Annotated in this window: 17 protein-coding genes; 1 reads left to right on the forward strand and 16 read right to left on the reverse strand. The window is 70.2% G+C overall.

Translation table 11 applies throughout. From position 1 onward, the window contains the following. The 8 genes from GWK61_RS38890 to GWK61_RS38925 form a co-directional block, all read right to left on the reverse strand. Nucleotides 1-249 (reverse strand): TetR/AcrR family transcriptional regulator (locus GWK61_RS38890; RefSeq protein WP_194916719.1); only part of this gene is annotated, 249 nt, incomplete at its 3' end. An 86-nt stretch (nt 250-335) separates the two neighbouring features. Next, the gene (locus GWK61_RS38895; RefSeq protein ID WP_194916720.1) at nt 336-1,517 is read right to left on the reverse strand and encodes a 4-hydroxybenzoate 3-monooxygenase; all 1,182 of its coding nucleotides are present in this window, start codon (nt 1,515-1,517) and stop codon (nt 336-338) included. Continuing rightward, nucleotides 1,517-2,680 (reverse strand): bifunctional 3-oxoadipate enol-lactonase/4-carboxymuconolactone decarboxylase PcaDC, encoded by a 1,164-nt coding sequence (gene pcaDC / locus GWK61_RS38900; protein ID WP_194916721.1) that lies wholly within the window; start codon nt 2,678-2,680, stop codon nt 1,517-1,519. The genes GWK61_RS38895 and pcaDC overlap by 1 nt, the downstream gene beginning before the upstream one ends. Further along, on the reverse strand, nt 2,677-4,089 hold the full coding sequence (gene pcaB / locus GWK61_RS38905; protein ID WP_228563661.1) for a 3-carboxy-cis,cis-muconate cycloisomerase: 1,413 nt from the start codon (nt 4,087-4,089) through the stop codon (nt 2,677-2,679). Before pcaB ends, pcaDC begins: the two co-directional genes overlap by 4 nt. Beyond that, a complete protein-coding gene (pcaG, locus tag GWK61_RS38910; protein ID WP_194916722.1) occupies nt 4,076-4,645 on the reverse strand; it encodes a protocatechuate 3,4-dioxygenase subunit alpha in 570 nt (189 codons plus the stop codon). Before pcaG ends, pcaB begins: the two co-directional genes overlap by 14 nt. Beyond that, the gene (pcaH, locus tag GWK61_RS38915; RefSeq protein ID WP_194916723.1) at nt 4,645-5,397 is read right to left on the reverse strand and encodes a protocatechuate 3,4-dioxygenase subunit beta; all 753 of its coding nucleotides are present in this window, start codon (nt 5,395-5,397) and stop codon (nt 4,645-4,647) included. Before pcaH ends, pcaG begins: the two co-directional genes overlap by 1 nt. A gap of 7 nt (nt 5,398-5,404) precedes the next feature. Beyond that, nucleotides 5,405-6,040, reverse strand: coding sequence for a CoA transferase subunit B (locus GWK61_RS38920; RefSeq protein ID WP_194916724.1), 636 nt, complete (start codon nt 6,038-6,040; stop codon nt 5,405-5,407). Beyond that, entirely contained in the window at nt 6,037-6,795 is a 759-nt protein-coding gene (locus GWK61_RS38925) for a CoA transferase subunit A (protein ID WP_194916725.1), read from the reverse strand. The genes GWK61_RS38920 and GWK61_RS38925 overlap by 4 nt, the downstream gene beginning before the upstream one ends. Nucleotides 6,796-6,990: 195 nt before the next feature. Between GWK61_RS38925 and GWK61_RS38930 the strand changes: the two genes are divergently transcribed. Beyond that, nucleotides 6,991-8,637, forward strand: coding sequence for an IclR family transcriptional regulator domain-containing protein (locus tag GWK61_RS38930; RefSeq protein WP_194916726.1), 1,647 nt, complete (start codon nt 6,991-6,993; stop codon nt 8,635-8,637). Nucleotides 8,638-8,649: 12 nt separating this feature from the next. Here the strand turns inward: GWK61_RS38930 and GWK61_RS38935 are convergent, their stop codons facing one another. The 8 genes from GWK61_RS38935 to GWK61_RS38970 all read right to left on the reverse strand — a co-directional run bounded on the left by GWK61_RS38935 (nt 8,650) and on the right by GWK61_RS38970 (nt 19,125). Continuing rightward, on the reverse strand, nt 8,650-9,783 hold the full coding sequence (locus GWK61_RS38935) for a LacI family DNA-binding transcriptional regulator (RefSeq protein ID WP_194916727.1): 1,134 nt from the start codon (nt 9,781-9,783) through the stop codon (nt 8,650-8,652). Further along, a complete protein-coding gene (locus tag GWK61_RS38940) occupies nt 9,780-10,832 on the reverse strand; it encodes a LacI family DNA-binding transcriptional regulator (protein WP_194916728.1) in 1,053 nt (350 codons plus the stop codon). The genes GWK61_RS38935 and GWK61_RS38940 overlap by 4 nt, the downstream gene beginning before the upstream one ends. A 55-nt stretch (nt 10,833-10,887) precedes the next feature. Beyond that, on the reverse strand, nt 10,888-12,354 hold the full coding sequence (locus tag GWK61_RS38945) for a GH1 family beta-glucosidase (RefSeq protein WP_194916729.1): 1,467 nt from the start codon (nt 12,352-12,354) through the stop codon (nt 10,888-10,890). A 140-nt stretch (nt 12,355-12,494) separates the two neighbouring features. Then, the gene (locus tag GWK61_RS38950) at nt 12,495-14,213 is read right to left on the reverse strand and encodes an ABC transporter substrate-binding protein (protein WP_194916730.1); all 1,719 of its coding nucleotides are present in this window, start codon (nt 14,211-14,213) and stop codon (nt 12,495-12,497) included. A gap of 204 nt (nt 14,214-14,417) precedes the next feature. Further along, nucleotides 14,418-15,563 carry an ABC transporter ATP-binding protein gene (locus GWK61_RS38955; RefSeq protein WP_438939806.1) on the reverse strand — a complete coding sequence of 382 codons (1,146 nt, stop codon included), beginning with the start codon at nt 15,561-15,563 and terminating at the stop codon, nt 14,418-14,420. Between the two features lie 248 nt (nt 15,564-15,811). Continuing rightward, a complete protein-coding gene (locus GWK61_RS38960) occupies nt 15,812-16,909 on the reverse strand; it encodes an ABC transporter ATP-binding protein (RefSeq protein ID WP_194916731.1) in 1,098 nt (365 codons plus the stop codon). Then, the gene (locus GWK61_RS38965; RefSeq protein WP_194916732.1) at nt 16,909-17,934 is read right to left on the reverse strand and encodes an ABC transporter permease; all 1,026 of its coding nucleotides are present in this window, start codon (nt 17,932-17,934) and stop codon (nt 16,909-16,911) included. The genes GWK61_RS38960 and GWK61_RS38965 overlap by 1 nt, the downstream gene beginning before the upstream one ends. 3 nt (nt 17,935-17,937) lie before the next feature. Beyond that, nucleotides 17,938-19,125 (reverse strand): ABC transporter permease, encoded by a 1,188-nt coding sequence (locus tag GWK61_RS38970; RefSeq protein ID WP_323747951.1) that lies wholly within the window; start codon nt 19,123-19,125, stop codon nt 17,938-17,940. Nucleotides 19,126-19,923: the final 798 nt, after the last annotated feature.

Consider the following 19,923-nt stretch of genomic DNA (forward strand, 5'->3'; position numbering starts at 1 on the left):
GAGCCGCGTCGCGCCGTCCGCCTGCTCGGCAGCCTGGTCGATCAGCTCCACCTGCTCGCGCGCGTGCGCCCCGGCCGCCGCGATCGCCAGCTCCGTCTTGCCACCCGGGAAGTGGAAGTACACCGAACCGCGCGGCGCGCCGCTGAGCTTGAGCACGTCGGAGAACGCCGTCGCGTTGTAGCCGCGCTCGCGCATGAGCTGCTTGGCGGCCTGGACCATCTTCTGCCTCGCGTCGGACCGCTGTCCCATCGCCGTGCCGTCCCGTCGCAATCCAAGGTATGCCGACCTACATAGTAGCCCCAAGTCCGGCTCTCCGCAGCGCGCGATATCCAGGCTCACACGATCGGGACACCGACATAGTTCTGCGCGAGTTCCGCCGACGCGTGCGGCGACGCCGCGATCCGAGCGAGCTGCGACAGTTGCAGCCGGGTGTCGAAGGCGGACTGGGCCGGGTCTGCGTGCAGGGTCGTGGTCATGAAGTGAGAGAAGTGCTCGGCGCGCCAGACTCGCTCCAGACAGGTGTCGGAGTACGCGTCGAGCAGATCCGTGGAGCCGGTCTGGCGCAGCTGTGTGAAGGCGCGGGCCAGGACGATGACGTCGGCGGCCGCGAGGTTCAGGCCCTTGGCGCCGGTCGGGGGGACGATGTGGGCCGCGTCGCCGGCCAGCAGGATCCGGTCGTGGCGCATCGGCTCGGTGACGTGGCTGCGCATCGGCAGCACGGACTTGGCGGTGATCGGGCCGCGGGCCAGCCGCCAGCCGGGGTCGCCGCGCAGCGCGAACCTCCGGTCGAGTTCGTCCCAGATCCGGTCGTCGGGCCAGTCGGCCGGGTCGGTGCCGTTGGGGACCTGGAGATACAGGCGGCTGACGGTCGCCGAGCGCATCGAAGCCAGCGCGAAACCGCGGTCGGAGTGCGCGTAGATCAGCTCGTCGTAGACCGGCGGCGCGTCGGCGAGGATCCCGAGCCAGGAGTATGGGTACTCGCGCTCGTAGGTACGTCGCAGGCCCTCCGGGATGGCGTTCTTGACGACGCCGTGGAAGCCGTCGCAGCCGACGACCCAGTCGCACGTGAGGACCTGCTCGCGGCCGTGGTGGCGGTAGCGCACGCTCAGAGGCGCGCCGTCGGGCTGGTCGACGGCCAGGACCTCGGCTTCGAACACCAGCGGCCCGCCCTCGGCGAGTTGCAGCGCTATCAGGTCTTTGACCATCTCGGTCTGCGCGTACACCATGACGTTGCGGCCGTCGGCCAGGCCGGGGAAGTCGATGCGATAGGACCGGCCGTCGAAGCGGAGTTCGATGCCGTGGTGCACGATGCCCTCGCGGTCCATGCGCTCCCCCGCCCCGGATGAGCGCAAGGCGTCGACGGTGACCTGTTCTAGGATCCCGGCACGCTGCCGCTGCTCGACGTACTCGCGATCGCGTGCCTCCAGGACCATGGAGTCGATGCCCGCCCGATGCAGCAGCCGCGCGAGGAGCAGGCCAGCAGGACCGGCGCCGACGATACCGACGGTGGTGTGCATCAGTGGCCGTCCTTGTCGTCGTCTTCGGAGTAAAGCACCTTGTTCGCGACGGCGAACGCCGCGTTGGCCGCCGGCACGCCGCAGTAGACCGCGATCTGCAACAGCACCTCTCCGATCTCTTCAGCGCTGAGGCCGTTGCGGACGGCCGCCCGGACATGCATCGCCAGCTCGGCATGATGGCCGCCGGCGACCAAGGCGGTGAGCGTGATGCAGCTGCGGGTGCGGCGGTCCAGGCCGGGACGCGTCCAGATCTCGCCCCAGGCGTAGCGCGTGATGAAGTCCTGGAAGTCGGCGGTGAGGGCGGTGGTGCCGGCGACGGCTCGATCGACGTGGGCGTCGCCGAGAACGGCACGGCGGACGGCCATACCCGCGGCGTGTCTTGCAGCGTCGGCGGACTGCGGCCTGCCGAAATGGCTAAGCAGTGCATCAAGTACTGCCCCCGGCTGCTCGACCGGCGCGAGGTGCGCGGCACCGGGGATCTCGACCAGGCCCGCACCGTGGATGCCGTCGACAAGCTCCCTCGCGTGCGACGGCGGCGTCGCAATGTCCTGCCGCCCCGCGATGACAAGCGTCGGCGCGCTGATACGGTCCAACTCCGCACGAAGGTCGTACCCGGCGAGCGCGTCACAGCATGCTGCGTAACCCTCCGGATCGGCAGCACGCTGGTCACCGACCAGCGCCGCGATCGTCTCGGCGTCGGCAAAGGCCGGAGCGAACCAGCGACCGGCCGCCGAGGCCGCAAGCGCCCCGGTCCCAGCGCCACGCACCTGCGCCGCCCGGTCCCGCCACCCCTGCGGATCGCCGAACCGCGCGGACGAGCAGATCAGCGTGAGGGAGTCGATCCGCTCAGGATGGCTGACGGCAAGCTCAGCGCCGACAGCCCCGCCGATCGAAATGCCCGCATAGCCGAAGCGCGCCAGCCCCAGCCGGTCGGCCACGGCCAGAACCAGGTCGGCCAGATCGGCAACGGTGGCCCCGGCGCCGACCAGATCAGCCGCCGAGCCGCCGTGCCCCGGAAGATCCCAGCGAACCACCCGGTAGTACCGAGCCAGAGCACTGACTTGCGCATCCCACACAGCCAGTGACGTGCCGAGGGACGGCCCCAGCAGCAACGACGGCGCGTCCTCCGGACCGTCAACAACGAAGTGCAGCAGAGGGCTCATCGGCCGCTCCCATCCGAGAACGTCGGCAGAGTTCGTTCCAAGGCGCGATCGACCAACGCCGACGCCGCGCCAAGGTAGTCGACCGGATCAGCGAGCCGACGCAGCTGATCCCGACTGATCCGACCCTGGAGTCCGGGCACTTCCGCCAGGACCTCCTCAAGGCTCCGACCATCGCGAACAGCCTGATGAGCGGCCTCGGTGAGCATCGTCCTGGCCGGTTCGCGGCCGATGAGATCGCCCAACTCCGCAGCGAGGCGTTCGCTGACCACCAGCCCTCGCGTCAGCTGCAAGTTCTGAAGCATCCGGTCGGGAAACACACTCAGGTTCTCGACGAGCCCGACAGCCGTCTCGGCCGCGCCGCCGGCAAGCCGCAGCAGCTCCCGCAGCGTCTGCCATTCGGTGTGCCAAGCGCCGGCGGGACGCTCGTCCTCGGCGGCGAGTGCGCCGAACAGCACGGCCGCCAGCCCCGGCACCTGACGCGCGGCAGCGGCGATCACCGTGGCACGGACCGGATTCGCCTTGTGCGGCATGGCCGAGGAACCACCCGCGTCGCCCTCGGCGACCTCGCCGATCTCGGTGCGGCCGAGCACCAGCACATCGGCCGCGATCTTCCCCATTGCACCGACGGTGACCGCGAGCGCCGCGGCGAGGTCGGCGATCGGCGTGCGGAGCGTGTGCCACGGCAGCTGCGGCGCGACCAGGCCGAGCTCCTCGGCATACGCCTCAACGAGGTCCAGGCCAGATCCGGAGCCGGAACCGGAGACACCGGCCGGAACCTCGAACGCGGCCAGCGTCCCGGCGGCCCCGCCAAGCTGAACCGGCAGATGCAACGCGACCAGCCGGTCCGCACCGTCCAGCACCAAGCTCCGCCACCCGGCCGCCTTGAGCCCGAACGTGGTGGGCACCGCATGCTGCGTCAACGTCCGACCGGCCATCGACGTGTCCTGATACGCAGCGGCCAACCGCCCCAAAGCCTCGACCGCACGCCGGAGATCGTCAAACACCAACGCCACGCATCGGCTGGCGACCAGCATGAACGCGCTGTCCATGATGTCCTGGCTGGTAGCACCCTGATGGACATACGGCGCCGCCTCGACCGACACAGCCGCCTTGAGATCAGCGACCAACGGAATCACCGGATTGCCGCCGCCCCGCGCCCGCAAAGCGATGCCGCGCACGTCGAACCGCTCGGCGCGCGCCGCTTCAGTAACCGCCGCCGCAGCGGACACCGGAGCCCGGCCGATCCTGACCTGCGCACGGACCAGCGCAGCCTCGGCGTCAAGCATCGCTTGCAGGAACGCGGCGTCGCCGGTGGCTGCCTCGACGCGGGTCCCGACTCTGGAAGGCGCGAGCAGACCGACGTCGGCGGCAAGCCACACCACATCAGGGTTCTGATCAGCGGAAGTCAAGGAAGATCGTCTCCTTCTCCCCCTGCAAGTGAACGTCGAACCGGTAAACCCGCTCCGACTCCTCGTCGGCGATCAGAGTGCTGCGTCGCTCTGGCGACACCGCAGCGAGCAGGCGATCGTCGGTCAGGTCGGGCCCGGGTAGATAGATGCGCGTGAACAGATGATGCAGCAGCCCGCGAGCGAAGACGCAGACCGACAAGTACGGCACGCCGCCAGGTGGCAGCGTACGAACGACGTAGCGGCCGGCTGCGTCGGTGGCGACACGCCCGAACCCGGTGAAGGTGACGCCATCCCGTCCGGCGAATCCGCCGGTTGTCGCGTCACGCCGCAGCGATCCGGGCGCGCCGGAACGCGTGCCGTCCGACGCCGGTTGCCAGATCTCCAGCAGCGCGTCGGGCACCGGATCCCCGGCGCCGTCGAAGACGTGGCCGTACACGGTGACGGCGTCGGGATGTCCCGCCGGCGCGATCGCACCGCCGTCGGCGAACGGCAGCGCGTATCCGTAGAAGGGGCCGACGGTCTGGGACGGGGTCGGTGCGAACTCTTCGCCGGACATCAGCGTCCTTCCTCGATCCAGGTCGCGGCCGGACCGTCGAGGACGATGTCCCAGCGGTAGCCGAGCGACCACTCCGGCACCGACAGGTCGTGCTCGTAGGCGGCGACGAGTCGGCTGCGGGCGGCGGCGTCCGTGACGGACTGCAGGATGGGGTCGTAGGCGAAGAGCGGGTCGCCCGGGAAGTACATCTGAGTGACCAGGCGCTGGGTGAACGCGGTGCCGAACAGCGAGAAGTGGATGTGCGCCGGCCGCCAGGCGTTGGTGTGGTTGCGCCAGGGGTAGGCGCCGGGCTTGATCGTGGTGAAACGGTAGCCGCCGTCGCCGTCGGTCAGGCAGCGGCCCACGCCGGTGAAGTTCGGGTCGAGCGGCGCCGGATGCTGGTCCCGCAGGTGCGCGTAACGGCCGGAGGCGTTGGCCTGCCAGATCTCGACCAGCTGCCCCCGCACCGGTCGGCCGTCGCGGTTCAGGACTCGGCCGGTCACCGTGATGCGCTCGCCGAGCGGTTCACCGGTGTGCTGGCGGGTCAGGTCCGTGTCCAGCTCGGTGACGTCGGTGATGCCGAACACGGGACCTGACAGCTCGACCGCCTCCGGATCCTGCACGGTGACGAGCGGCTGCTCGGGATGGCGTAGCAGGCTGCTGCGATAGGGCGAATAGTCGCGCGCCGGGTGATGCTGCGTCCGCTCGGCCTCGACATACGCCCGGGATCGTTCCGCGATCTCTTCGGATATGTCCTGCTGCGTCGGTATCATCAGGGCTTTACCTTTCCTGCCGGAGGGGAGCCGCCGTGTGGCATGCGACCTCCTCGACGGTGACCCCCGGCGCGGTCTCCACCAGGACGAGGCCCTCGTCGGTGACGTCGATGACGCCGAGGTCGGTGATGACGCGGTCCACGCACCGCCGCCCGGTGAGCGGGAGCGTGCACTCCGGCACGATCTTCGGCGAGCCGTCCTTCGCCGTGTGCTCCATCAGCACGATGACCCGGCGGGCGCCGTGGACCAGGTCCATCGCGCCGCCCATGCCCTTGACCATCTTGCCGGGGATCAGCCAGTTGGCCAGGTCGCCGTGCGCGGACACCTGCATGGCGCCGAGGATCGCGGTGTCGATGTGGCCGCCCCGGATCATCCCGAAGGACAGCGCCGAGTCGAAGAACGCGGCGCCCGGCCGGACCGTGACGGTCTCCTTGCCGGCGTTGATCAGGTCCGGGTCGACTTCCTCAGGGCTCGGATAGGGGCCGACGCCCAGCAAACCGTTCTCCGAGTGCAGGACGACATCGACGCCGTCGGCGAGGAACCCCGGCACCAGTGTCGGCAATCCGATACCGAGGTTCACGTACGAGCCGTCGGTCAGCTCCGCAGCGGCGCGCGCCGCCATCTCGTTCCTGGTCCAGCTCATGGCGTACGCACCATCCGCTTCTCGATGGGCTTGTCGGTGGCCTGCTCCGGGCTCAGAACCACGACGCGCTGCACAAACACGCCGGGCAGGTGGACCGCGTCGGGGTCGAGCACCCCGGGTTCGACGAGTTCTTCGACCTCGGCGACGGTGACGCGGCCGGCCATCGCGGCCAACGGATTGAAGTTCCGCGCGGCCTTGGTGAAGACCAGGTTGCCGTGCCGGTCGCCGCGCGCCGCACGGACCAGGGCGAAGTCTGTGGTGATGCCGCGCTCCAGCACGTGTTCGCGGCCGTCGTATTCGCGCACCTCCTTCGGCGGGGAGGCGATGGCCACGCCGCCATCGGCCGCGTAGCGCCAGGGCAGCCCGCCGTCGGCGACCAGGGTCCCGACCCCGACCGGGGTGAAGAACGCCGGGATGCCGCAGCCGCCGGCGCGCAGCCGCTCGGCCAGCGTTCCCTGCGGCACCAGTTCGACCTCCAGCTCGCCGGCCAGGTACTGGCGGGCGAACTCCTTGTTCTCCCCCACGTACGAGCCGGTGACCCGGGCGATCCGGCCGGCGGCGAGCAGCAGGCCCAGGCCGCCGCCGTCCACGCCGCAGTTGTTGGACACCACGCTCAGCCCGCCGGCGCCCTGCTGGAACAGGGCGCGGATCAGCGTCTCGGGGACGCCGCTGAGCCCGAAGCCGCCGACGGCGAGGGACGCCCCGTCGCCGATGTCGGCCACGGCTTCGTGGGCCGACCGCACCACCTTGTCCATCGGCTGCCTTTCCCCACCGGCGTCGGCTCCGCGCCCGCCGGGTTGCGTTCTCTGCTGTGCGTTCCATGTGCTGCGCGTTCGCCCAGTGAAGTTTTTTTCATATACTTCGATTCTGTGAGTCTCCACCGCGACCGGCGCGGGTGTCAACGGCCCTGACCGGTACGGTTCGGGAGCACAGGAGGACAAGGAGCACCGATGTCACCGACCGCCGCCGACACCTCTGTCGGCCCGCTGGAGCGCGGGCTCGCGGTCCTGCGCACCCTGGCCCTGGCCCCCGGCGGCCGGATGCGGACCAGCGACCTGGCGCGCGCGACCGGCCTGGCCCGATCCCCGGTCGACCGGATCGCCACGACCCTCCTGCGGCTCGGCTACCTGCGCGACGAAGGCGACCGGGAACTGGCGCTCGCGCCCCGGGTGCTGGAACTCGGCCTGGCCTACCTGCGCGCCGGGCGCCTGGCCGAGCGGCTCGGACCACTGGCCGAGACCCTCGCCGACGAGATCGACGAGTCCGTCTCGCTGGCGGTCCCGGACGGCGACGCGGTGCGCTTCGTCGTGCAGACGCCGCGACGGCGCGCGTTGTCTGTCACGTTCCGCGCCGGCGACGCCCTGCCGGCGGAACGCTGCGCGCCGGGATTCCTGTTCGCCGCCGAGTGGGACGAGCCGGCCTTCGAACGCTGGCAGGCGCGCATGGCCGCCGATCCCGAGGACGCGTCGTTCCCCGCCCTGGGCCGCGCTCACCGTCAGCCACGGCTGACCGCCCCGCAGTTCCGCGCCCTGGCCGCGGCGGCCCGCGACACCGACTGGGCCCTCGACGACCAGCTGATCGAGTCGGGACTCGTCGCGATGGCCGTGCCGGTCCGGGACGTGTCAGGGTACGTAGTCGCCGCGCTAAGCGTGGTCAGCCACTCCAGCCGGCACTCGGCCGCCTCGCTGCACGATCACGTGCTGAAGCGGCTGCACGGTACAGCCCGGCAGATGACGGCGGCGCTCGAAGAACCCGAAGACCGCCACCCTGGTCCGGTCCCGTCTCGCGACGATTCCCTGGACCCCAAACAGGAACTCGGCCCGGAGTACTTGCAATCGCTAGCCCGCGGTCTGAGCGTGCTCGCCGCGTTGTCCACGCCGGGCGGCATGACGCTCACCGAGGTCGCAGACGCGACGGCGCTGCCCCGGGCCACGGCCCGACGCTCGCTACTGACGCTGGAACAGCTCGGCTACGTCGCCCTGGACGGCCGCCGCTTCACCCCGCTGCCCCGCGTGCTGGACCTCGGCTATCCGACTGTCTCCGCGCGTCCCCTCGCCGATCTGGTCCAACCGCATCTGGTCGAGCTCGTCCACCGGGTCCACGAGTCCGCCTCGGTCGCCGTGCTGGACGGCCCGGACATCCGCTACATCGCACGCGTCGCCGCGAGCCGGATCATGCGGGTCGAGATCACCGTCGGCACGCGGTTCCCCGCCTACGCGACGTCGATGGGGCGGGTCCTGCTCGCAGCGCTCACGCCCGAGCAGCGCGCGGCCTGGCTGGCCGGCGCCGAGCTCGCACCGCTGACCTCGCACACCGTCACCGACCCGGCCCGGCTCGAAGCCCTGCTCACCGAGGCCGGGCACGACGGGTTCGCGATCGCGGACGAGGAACTGGAGGAGGGGGTGCGCTCGATCGCCGTGCCAGTGCGGGGACCGGACGGCCGAGTCGTGGCGGCAGTGAACATCGCGCTTCCCGCAGGAAGGACCTGGGCGGTCGATATGCCCCGAGAGTTGCTTCCCGCAATACGTGAGACCGCGTCGCGGATCAGCGAAGACGTCGGACTCGCCTTCGCGCTGAAGCCCTCGGCAGTGCACTGACAGCCTCCGCGGTCAGCTTGAGCTGCGACGCACGAGCGTGGTCCCGAGGATGACCGGCTCCGCGGACCCAGACTCAGACCCAGCCCCGGCGCCGTCCCCCATCCCCCGCAGCAACTGACGCGCCATCGCCGCTCCCATGTCCTCCACCGGCTGCCGCACCGTGGTCAGCGGCGGCCGGGTGTGCGCCGCCAACGGAGCGTCGTCGAACCCGACGACAGCCACGTCATCGGGGACGCGCCGTCCTGCACGGCACAACGCCCGGAGCGCACCGGCCGCCATGAGATCGGAGGCGGCGAACACCGCGTCGAGGTTCGGCCGGGCGTTCAGCAGGCTCGCCATCGCGCGTTCCCCCGACGGCCCGGAGAAGTCGCCGACCACGGACACCTGCGGCATCCCCGCTTCGCGGACCGCGTCACGGTAGCCCGCCAGGCGGTCCACTCCCGCGGCCATGTCCTGCGGACCGGCGATCGTCACGATCTCCCGTCGGCCAGTGCTGATGAGGTGTTCCACCGCTTCAGCCGCACCGGCTCGGTTGTCCACATCGACGTAGGAATGGCTGCCGTAGGAATGCGGGTACCCCGACAGCGGACGGCCCACAAGCACCGTCGGCACCCCGAGCGCCCGGACGCAGGCCGCCACCGGGTCGCCGTCATGCGCGCTGATCATCAGCACGCCGTCCGGGCGGCTGCGCGTCAGGAACCGCTCGGCCGCCGAACGATCCGCCGCTCCGCGGATCGCCAGCATCGCCAGCTGGACCTCGCCGACCGGCAGCCCCCCGGTCACCCCCAGCAGCAGCCGGGAGAAGAACGAGTCGGCGAACATGCGAGCGCCGTCCTCACACACGATGGCCGCGACCAGACCCGACGACCCGACCTCCTGGCAGGCGCGCGCCGAACTCGCAGCGTGCGCCGCCCTGACCGGACTCGCCCCATTCACCGGACCCGTCGCCAAGCCCGCCGACACGCTCCGAGTCCGCAGCCGCACATACGACAGCCGCGCCGCCGCCGCGTGCACATCGGCCCGCGTGCCCCGGCTGACCCCGGCGGCTCCGTTGAGCGCCCGCGAGGCCGTGGCCATGGACACTCCCGCCATGGCCGCGACGTCGGCCAGGGTCGGCTGCGCTGCACGTTCCGACACCGGGCTCATCCCGAGGCGCGCAGCACCAGGCGGGTCGGCAGGATCGCCGGGCTCGGCTTGGGACGCCCCGCCACCCGGGACAGCAGCATGTCCACCATCGTGACGGCCATCGCCTCGACGGGCTGGCTGACGGTGGACAGCGGCGGCTCGGTGAGCATGGCGACGTCCAGGTCGTCGTAGCCGACGACGGCGACGTCCTCCGGGACCCGGCGCTCGTGGCGGCGCAGGGCCCGCAGCGCGCCGGCGGCCATCAGGTCGCTGGCGCAGAACACGGCGTCCAGGTCGGGGTGGTCGGCCAGCAGCGCGAGCATCGCCTGCTCGCCGGAGGACTGGCTGAAGTCGCCGAAGGCGACCCGGTGGTCGGCCATCCGGGCCGCGAGCAGCTCCTGGCGGAAGCCGTCGAGGCGGTCGACGCCGGCCACCATGTCGTGCGGTCCGGCGATGGTGGCGATCCGCTGCCGGCCGATGGCCACCAGGTGCCGGACCGCCAGCCGGGCGCCGTGGACGTTGTCGACGTCCACGTAGGGCAGCTTGACGTCACCCAGCGGCCGCGCCATCTGCACCACCGGGATACCCGAGTCGGACAGGATCTGCGGCAGCGGGTCCCCCTCGTGCAGCGACATCAGGAACACGCCGTCGACGTGCCCGCCGAGCAGGTAGCCGGTCAGCCGCTGCCGCTCGTGGTCGGCCCGGACCATCATCAGGACCAGCTGGACGTCGTGCGAGGACAGCGCCACCCCCAGGGACCGCACCATGGCGGCGAGCAGCGGATCGGTGAAGACCTTCATCTCCGCCTCGCTGACCACCAGCGCCACCGAGCCGGTCCGGCGGGTCACCAGCGAGCGCGCGGCCCGGTTGGGCACGTAGCCCAGCCGGGCCACCGCCGCCTCGACGACCTCGCGCACCTCCTGGGAGACCTTCGGCGAGCCGTTGACGACGCGGGAGACGGTGGCCCTGGAGACGCCGGCCTCGGCGGCCACCGTCTCCAGGGTCGGCGCCGCCGTGTCCGGCGTGCGCGGCACCACCGTCTCCGGGATTCCCCCGTCCTTGCCTTTCATGTTCTCGCCTGTGCTCCTTGCAAGTCATGCCGGCGGACACCGGCACCACCGGGCGTCAACCCTGGACCGCGTTGGCCGCGATGACGCCTGAGTACCAGTTCCCGCTGGCCTTCACCGTACGCCGCTGGGTCGCGAAGTCGACGTGGACCACCCCGAAGCGCCGGGAGTAGCCGTAAGCCCATTCGAAATTGTCCAACAGGGACCAGCAGAAGTAGCCGCGGACGTCGACCCCGGCCTCGATGGCGTCGTGGATCGCGACCAGATGGCCGCGCAGGTACTCCACCCGCTGGGGGTCGCGCACCTCGCCGTCGGGGCCGACGTAGTCGTGGAACGCGGCGCCGTTCTCGGTGATCGCGATCGGGATCGGGCCGTAGTCGCGGTGGATGCGCAGAAGCAGGTCGTGCAGGCCGGAGGCGTCGATCGGCCAGCCCATCGCGGTCGGCTCGCCGGGCATCCGGACGAAGCGCAGCGACTCGCTGCCGACCCACGGCGAGTAGTCGCTGGCGCCGTGGCCGTCGACCCCGCGCTCGGGCTCGCCGCCGTCCTCGGCCGCCGCCCCGACCACCACCGGGTTGTAGTAGTTCACCCCGAGCAGGTCGATCGGGGCGCTCACGGCCGCCAGGTCGCCGTCCCGGACGAACGACCAGTCGGTGACGTGCGCGGTGTCCCGGATCAGGTCCTGCGGGTAGGAGCCGCGCAGGACCGGGTCGAGGAAGATCCGGTTCTGCAGCGCGTCCACCCGCCGCGCGGCGTCCAGGTCCTCCGGCGCCTGGCTCAGCGGCCGGACCTCGGCCGGGTTGACGGTCAGCGCCACGCGCGAGCCGGCCGGCAGCGCCGCGCGCAAAGCCTGCGTCCCGAGCCCGTGGGCCAGGTTGAGGTGGTGCGCGGCGCGCAGGGCGACCTCCGGCTCGTGCCGCCCGGGGGCGTGCACGCCGGAGGCGTAGCCGAGGAACGCCGAGCACCAGGGCTCGTTCAGCGTGGTCCACAGGTCGACCCGGTCGCCGAGCCGCGCGGCCACGAGGGCCGCGTACTCGCCGAACCGCTCGCTGGTGGCGCGGCTGCCCCACCCGCCGGCGTCCTCCAGCTCCTGCGGGAGGTCCCAGTGGTAGAGCGTCACCACCGGCTTGACGCCCTTGGCCAGCAGCTCGTCCACCAGGCGGGAGTAGAAGTCCAGCCCGGCGGAGTTCGCCGCCCCCTGCCCCCCGGGCTGGACCCGGCTCCACGACAGCGAGAAGCGGTAGGCGCCCAGGCCCAGGCCCGCCATCAGCGCGACGTCGTCGCGGAACCGGTGGTAGTGGTCGGCGGCGATGTCGCCGGTGTCGCCGTTGACGACCTTGCCGGGGACCCGGCTGAACGTGTCCCAGATCGAGGCGGTGCGCCCGCCGTCGAAGGCCGCGCCCTCGACCTGATAGGCGGCGGTGGCGGCGCCCCACAGGAAGTCGGTCGGGAAGGCCCTGGTGCGGGCCTTCCGGCCGCTCGCCGACACTGTGTCACCGGCCGCGGCCCGCGTACCTGTACTCATTCTTAAGACAACTCCTTGCGATAACCTGAGCCGCCCTGCCGGGCCGCGGTGGTGATGTCCTTCTCAGCGAGCGTCCCGGCGGCCCGGCCGCCAACCGGGGCCGGACCGACCGGGACGCTCGCCGGCCTAGCCGCCTCGGATCAGGGCTTCGGCGTGAGCTTCAGGATCAGGTACTCGTAGTCCTGGCTCCGGGGCGACGGGTTCACGAACGGGTTGGCGCTGGTCGGCCAGCCGGTGAAGTTCGCCGTGCTGAACTCGTACCAGGCGGCCCCGTAGAGCACCGGGACGGCCGGCACCTCCGAGGAGAACACGCCTTGCAGCGTGTTCAGCGCCGTGGCCTGGTCGGCGTCGGTGGTCGCGCCCTCGAAGGCGGCGATCGCGGCGTCGGCGGCCGAGCTCTTGTACTGCCCGAAGTCACCGGCCGCGGTCTGCCCGGCGGGCGCGGACAGGCTGGAGTCCAGGATGAACTGCAGCCGCTGGAACGGCGTGGTCCCCTGGCCCCAGTGCAGCGCCGCGTCGTAGTTCCCGGTCGTGATCGCGGTGTTCCAGCTGTTGTAGTCGAAGGCGCCGTTGTCCTTGACGTCGAAGCCCACGCTGTTGAGCTGCTTGACCATGGCCTCGGCGTCGCACCAGTAGTCGGTGAAGGAGTTGGGGTCGATGATCGTGAACTTGATCGTGGCCCCGTTCTTCGTCCACTTGCCGCCGGCGTTCTTGGTGTAGCCGGCCGCGTTCAGCAGCGTGCTGACGGCGTCCGGGTCCGGGGCCGGCTTGAGGTCGTTGGTCTGCGCCGAGGCCAGCGACTTCTGGTCGATCGGCAGCGTCAGGCCGCCCGAGGAGGAGGCCGGCAGCTCGTAGTTCGTCTCGCACTGGGCCGCCATCGAGGTGCGGTCCAGCGCCGCGCTGATCGCCTTGCGCACCGCGACGTCGGCCAGGGCCGGCGCGTTGGAGCTCTTCTCGTTCAGCAGCAGGGACACCGTGTTGGACGCCGGGAAGTACGGCGCCGTGCTCTGGAAGAGCTGGTTGTCCTTGCTCTTGGCGACGAACGTGTTCAGCACGTCGTTGATGTCGTTGCCGGTCAGGTCGATGTCGCCGTTGGCCAGGGCCAGCGTCGCGGCGTTGTTGTCGGCGTAGGCCGGGAAGGAGATCTTCTTCACCGCCGGCGCGCCGTCGCGGAACGTCGTGTTCGCCTTGAGCGTGATGTTCTGCGGGGTGAAGTTGTCCAGCACGAACGGCCCGGTCCCGACCGTGTCGGCGCCGGTGACCACGGCCTTGTCCGGGTTGGTGATCCCCGACCACTTGTGCTTGGAGACGATGATCTGGTTCGCGATGGCCTGGAAGTTCGCGGCCTGCGGCGAGGAGTAGTTCAGGACCACCGTCTGCGGATCGGTGGTCGTGACGCTGTCCGGCACCGGCGTGCCGTTGGTGTTGGCCGCCTTGAAGTTCTTCAGCAGCGTGAAGGTGAAGGCCACGTCGTCGGCGGTGAACGGCTGGCCGTCGCTCCACTTGACGCCGGGCTTCAGCGTGAAGGTGAGCGTCTTGTTGCCGTTGGACCAGGTGTAGTTCGACGCCAGCCACGGGATCGGGGCCTGCGCGGAGTTCAGCGTGTTGAACTGGTACAGGGGCTCGTAGAACAGCGAGATCGCGTTCTCCTGCCCGACGAAGGAGTTGCCGTCGAACGGGTTGAAGTCGTTGGTGAACGACGCGACCGGCTTGTCCTCGACCACCAGCGTGCGGACCTTGCCGGAACCGGTGCTGCTCTTGTCCGACGACGACGGCTTGGCCTTGCTGCTGCTGCACGCCGCCGCACTGAGACTGACGGCCGCGACCAGGGCTAGCCCTTTGATAGCTGTACGACGCATTGCGTACACTTCCCTAAAGATCCGGACCGGCTTCGGGGCCGGCCTGTCCTGAGCGGACATGGGCGATGACTATGGCTGTACGGGATGTGGAACGGATCTGACTTCCCTTCGCGCGAGTTGCCCCTCGGGCGAAGCCTGGCCGCCCGTCCCCCGGCGGGGGGCGGGCGGCGTTCCCGCCCGAGCTCCCTTCGCGGCTGCGGTCTTTCATGCGTTCTCCTTACTGGTTGCGCTGGTTGCGCCGTTCACACTGCTTGTACTGCTTGTACTGCTTGTACCGTTTCCGTTGCTTCCGTTGCTCGCGGCCGCGGCCAGCGGCTCGCGCTGGTCGTCGCTGAGCCCTGAGACGTGCAGCCAGCACGCCGAGACATGGTCCGTGGCCACCGGCTGCGCGACAGGCGACTGCTCCACGCACACCTTCATCGCGAACGGGCACCGGGGATGGAACCGACAGCCGGACGGCGGGTTCACCAGGCTCGGCGGCGCCCCCCGGCCGCGCAGCACCGGCGTCTCGGCGCGGGCCGGGTCGGGCGCGGCGCTGAGCAGGAGCTGGGTGTAGGGGTGCGCGGGCTCGTCGGTGATCCGGGTGGCGGGCCCGGACTCCACGACCTGCCCGGCGTACATCACCACGATGCAGTCGGCCAGGTAGCGCGCCGAGGCGATGTCGTGGGTGACGTACATGGTGGCCAGGTTCTCGCCGGTGCGCAGGTCGTCCAGGAGGTTGAGCACCCCCAGCCGGATCGACACGTCGAGCATCGAGACCGGCTCGTCGGCCAGCAGCACCCGCGGCTCCACGGCCAGACCGCGGGCGATAGCGACGCGCTGACGCTGTCCGCCGGACAGCTCGTGCGGGTACTTGTCGAGGTAGTCCGAGGCCGGGGTGAGCGAGACGCGCTCCAGCAGCTGCCGCATCCGCTCGGCCCGTGCCGCACGCCCCAGCTTGGTGTGCAGCTTGAGCGGACGCTCCAGGTGGTACCGCACGGTGTGCACGGAGTTCAGGGACGAGAACGGGTCCTGCAACACCAGGTGCACGCTGCTGGTGTAGGTGCGCCGCGCCTTCGCCCCGGTCCCGACCGGCACACCGTCCAGCAGGACCTCGCCGGCCGTGGGCTTGATCAGGCCGGTCAGCAGCCGCGCCAGCGTGGACTTCCCGCTGCCGCTCTCGCCGACCACCGCGGTGACGGTGCCGGCCGGCAGGACCAGGGAGATGTCCTCCACGGCGTGCACGACCATGCCACGGCCGATGCCGCTGTGCATCGGGAAGTGCTTGACCAGCCCGCGCGCCTCCAGCCTGGGGACGCCGGGACGGCGGGGGCCGTGGACGACCGCGGAGCGCTCGGCGGACTCGACCACTGCGGCAGACTCAGTCGCCTCGACCGGCCCAGCAAGTTCCACAGTCTCAGCGGGCTCAGTCGACTCGACCGGCTCGGCAAGTTCCGCGGCCTCAGCACGTTCCGCAGCCTCAGTGCTCTCATTCGGCTCAGCAAGCTCCGCAGCCTCGACCGGCTCCGCGAGTTCCGCAACCTCAGCACGTTCCGCAGCCTCGACGGGTTCCGCCGCCTCAGTGCTCTCATTCGGCTCGGCGGGTTCAGTGGTGCCGGTCATGAAGTGCTCCTGGACAGGTCGCCGACAGCGGAGGCCGAAGGCGTTGCGAGCGGCGGGTAAGCGCGGGCCAGCGCCTCGGGCGGATCCTGCCGGCCGTCCTGCAACCAGCAGGCCGTGACCCGGCCGCCGCCCTCATCGGTCGGCCGGGCCAACGGCGGCTCCTGCGTCCGGCAGCGGTCCATGGCGTGCGGACAGCGCGGGTGGAACTTGCAGCCGTCGGGCATCGCGGCCAGCGACGGCGGCGAGCCCGGGATGCCCTCCATCCGCACCCGCTCGCCGTGCAGGCTCGGGAAGGAGCTCAGCAGCCCCAGGCTGTAGGGATGGCGCGGGGCGTGGAAGAGCTCCGCGGCCTTGGCCCGCTCGACGATCCGCCCGGCGTACATGATCGCGATGGAGTCCGCGAGCTCGATCAGCAGCGACAGGTCGTGGGTGATGAAGATGACGGCGAACCCGAGCTCGTCGCGCAGCGCCATCAGCTCCTCGAGGATCTCCCGCTGCGTCACCACGTCCAGCGCGGTCGTCGGCTCGTCCATGATCACGACCTGCGGCTGCAGGATCAGCGCCATCGCGATCATCACCCGCTGCCGCATCCCGCCGGACAGCTCGTGCGGGTAGCTGCGCAGCCGGTCGGCGTTGATCCCGACCATCCGCAGCATCTCCACCGCGCGGGCCCGCCGCTCCTGCGCGGACATCTGCGGCCGGTGCACACGCAGCACGTCAGTGAGCTGATTCTCGACCCGGGCCACCGGGTTCAGGGCGTGCATCGCGCTCTGGAACACCACCGCGATCTCCGACCAGCGGTAGCGCCGCAGCTCGTGCGCCCCGGCGGCGAGCAGGTCCACCGTCGTCGTCTCGCCGGTCTCGGCCGAGCGTGAGTGGAACAGCACGTCCCCGCCGGTGATGACGCCCGGCGCGCGCAGCAGCCGGGTCAGCGCGTAGGCGAGCGTGGACTTGCCCGAGCCGCTCTCCCCCGCGATGCCCAGGACCTCGCCCCGGCGCAGCACCAGATCGGCGTCGGTCACGGCACGGACCGCATCGGCACCCAGGCCGTAGTCGACACACAGCCCGCGGACTTCCAGGACCGGATCGGCCATCAGCTCTCCCCTTCCAGAACAGGCGCCGATATATCAGGGTTCAACGACGCATCCGGCCGCGCGGCCCGGACCACCGGGGTCAGGCCCAGCTGGAACCGCACGCCCCGCCGGCTCCCCCGCCGGGACCGCACCCGCGGGTTGACGATCTCGTCGATCCCGAAGTTCAGCAGCGCCAGCCCGATGCCCAGCAGCGCCACACACAGCGCCGGCGGCGCGTACCACCACCAGTCGTTCGAGATCATCGCGCTGGCCCCCTGGGCGTTCTGGATCATCGTGCCCCAGGACGCCTGCGCCGGGTTGATGATGCCGAGGATGGACAGCACCACGTAGATCCCGATGCCGTAGATGACGGTGAAGATGAACGACGAGGCCAGGATCGGCAGCAGGTTGGGCAGGATCTCCGAGACGATGATCCGCGGCCGGCGCTCGCCGATGATCCGCGCGGACTCCACGTAGTCCTGGTCCCGCAGCGCGAGGGTCTGCGCTCGCAGCACGCGTGCGCCATACGCCCAAGCAGTCAGGGCGATGACAGACCCGATCAGGAACGGGTTGTCGGTGTCCCCAGCGGGCAGCGGCTTCATCACGACCATGAGGATCAGCAGTCCCGGCAACGCCAGGAAGATGTTGGCGATGATGGACAGCACCTCGTCGACGAGCCCGCCCATGTAACCGGCGGTCACCCCGAACAGGATCGACAGGAAGCTGGCGACGATGCCGGCGACGAACGCGATGACCATCGTCGACCGGCCGCCGGAGAGCACCTGCGACAGGATGTCGTGCTGCTGGCGGTCGGTGCCGAGCCAGAACTTCGCCGACGGCGGCTGCGCGAAGGCGCTGGAGTTGCTCGCCTGCCAGCTCGCCGAGTGCGGGGCCAGGGTCGGGCCGAAGATCGCGATGAAGACGAAGAAGGCCAGGATGGAGGCGCCGACGACGATCTTCGGCGACTTGGTGATGCGGGACTTGCGCCGCCTGGCGGCGACGGCGTTCCCCACGGGCTCTGCGGTGGCGACACCCACGACGGACATGGTTCAGGCCTCCCGGCGGGCGCGCGGGTCGAGGATCACGTAGATGATGTCGGCCAGGAAGTTGACGACCAACACCGCGAAGGTGACGCACAGCAGGATGCCCTGCATGAGCGGATAGTCGGCGTCGAGCGTGGCGTTGTTCATCGCCAGGCCCAGCCCCGGATAGCTGAAGACGATCTCGGTGATGATGGACCCGGTCACGATGAGGCTCACGGACAGCGCCAGCGAGGAGATCGACGGCAGGATCGCGTTCCGCGCCGCCACCCACACCACCCGCCACCGAGGCAGCCCCTTGGCAGCGGCGACCAGCACGTAGTCCTCGTCCATGGTCGTGATCATCACGTTGCGCATGCCCAGGATCCAGCCCGCGATGGAGGCCAGCACGATCGTCGCCACAGGCAGGAAGCCATGGTCCACGACACTGCCGATGAAGCCCCCGTTCCACCCGGGCGTCACCGTCGAGTCACGGCTGATGTCGTAGCCACCACCCAACGGGAACCACTTCCACAGGTAGCCCATGGTCATCAGCAGCAGGAACGCCAGGATGTAGTACGGAATCGCCTGGAAGAACGTCGCAACCGGCAGCAGCGTGTCGAGCAACCCGCCCCGCCGCCACCCGGCGATCACCCCCAGGAACGTCCCGAGCACGAAGGCGATGACAGTCGCGATACCAACCAGCCCGATGGTCCACGGCAGATCCGTGCCGAGAATGTCGGTCACCGGCACCGACTTGCTGGTCGAGGTACCCAGATCGCCGTGAAACAGGTTGCTGATATACGTCGCATACTGCGACAGCAGGCTCTTGTTGCCCGCACCGTACTCAGCCTCGAGCGCATGCAGCTCGTCCGGCGTGATCGGCGCGGAGCGAATCGAACTGAGCACCGCCTGCAGCGCACTGCCAGGCAGCATTCGGGGCAGAAAGAAGTTGAGCGTCACGGCCGACCAGGCGGCGAGAAGGTAGAACGCGAGCCTGCGCAGAATGGCTCTCACAGCACGCACACCCTTCTTCTCAGTCGCGACGGCATCGCCGGAATACGAATCATGAGACTGCCTACATTTCGGGGACCGCGCGCTGAACCCCCTCACAGGGGTGGCACGGACGGTGGCCGGACGGGAGTCACGGATGGGGCTCTTGGGGTGCTCTTGCCTTGCGGATTTGCCGGTACCGTAACCGAAAGAGAGCGCTCTCACAAGGCTCCCGCAGCCGTTACCAGGACGTTACCGACTGCCGACACGGGGCCACAGGGCGCCGCGCACCCCCACCCCGAAGCGACTGACGTGCACCGAACACCCAGAAACACGCAGGTGGCGGCAACAGATGGCGACCGGTGAGGACTTCAGGACCCTCCGCCACCGGAGAGGTTTCTTGAGGAAGCGCGTGAGAGCGCTCTCTTGAAAGGCTGAAAGATCGCAGCCCTGACTTCCCAGCCGGCGCCTCGCCAGCGACGGGCGGCGCACGACCGGCGACGTCGTGAGGGGGTCCGAAGGACCATGTGGGGGTTTGGTTCTGGGTCCCTCGCCGCGTCAGCGGGCGCAGCCAACCTGCCCGGTTTGGCGGTGTCAAGCCGAACGGAGATGGACCACAGCAGCAGCGATGCGGCTTGATTCCGCCAAACCGGGCAGGTTCCGTTTACGGCGATGACGCGGCGAGGGACCCAGAACCCGGCGACCACAAGCAGCACCGCCACCGCACAACGCAACGCAGGCAACAGCGGACAGAAAGCCGAACAGTCACGGACCGCCGCCAAACAGCCGGACGCGCGGGTCGCCCCCTCGTCGAGGAGGCCCGCCAGAGGCCTCAAGGCACCCACCAAACGCGGCCGGCAGCCGCCCGCATGACGTGTGCGCAGTGACTCGGGCTCATGCGTGGTCTTGCACGCGAATACCGGCGGCCGCCAGCATCGCCTAAAGATTCACCTCACCCCCCTACAACCACCCCACAAGACCCCCGCACCACCAACCGCGTCGGCACCAACACCGGCTCAGCAG

It is taken from the genome of Catenulispora rubra, assembly GCF_015356825.1.
GTDB classification, from domain to species: Bacteria; Actinomycetota; Actinomycetes; order Streptomycetales; family Catenulisporaceae; genus Catenulispora; species Catenulispora rubra.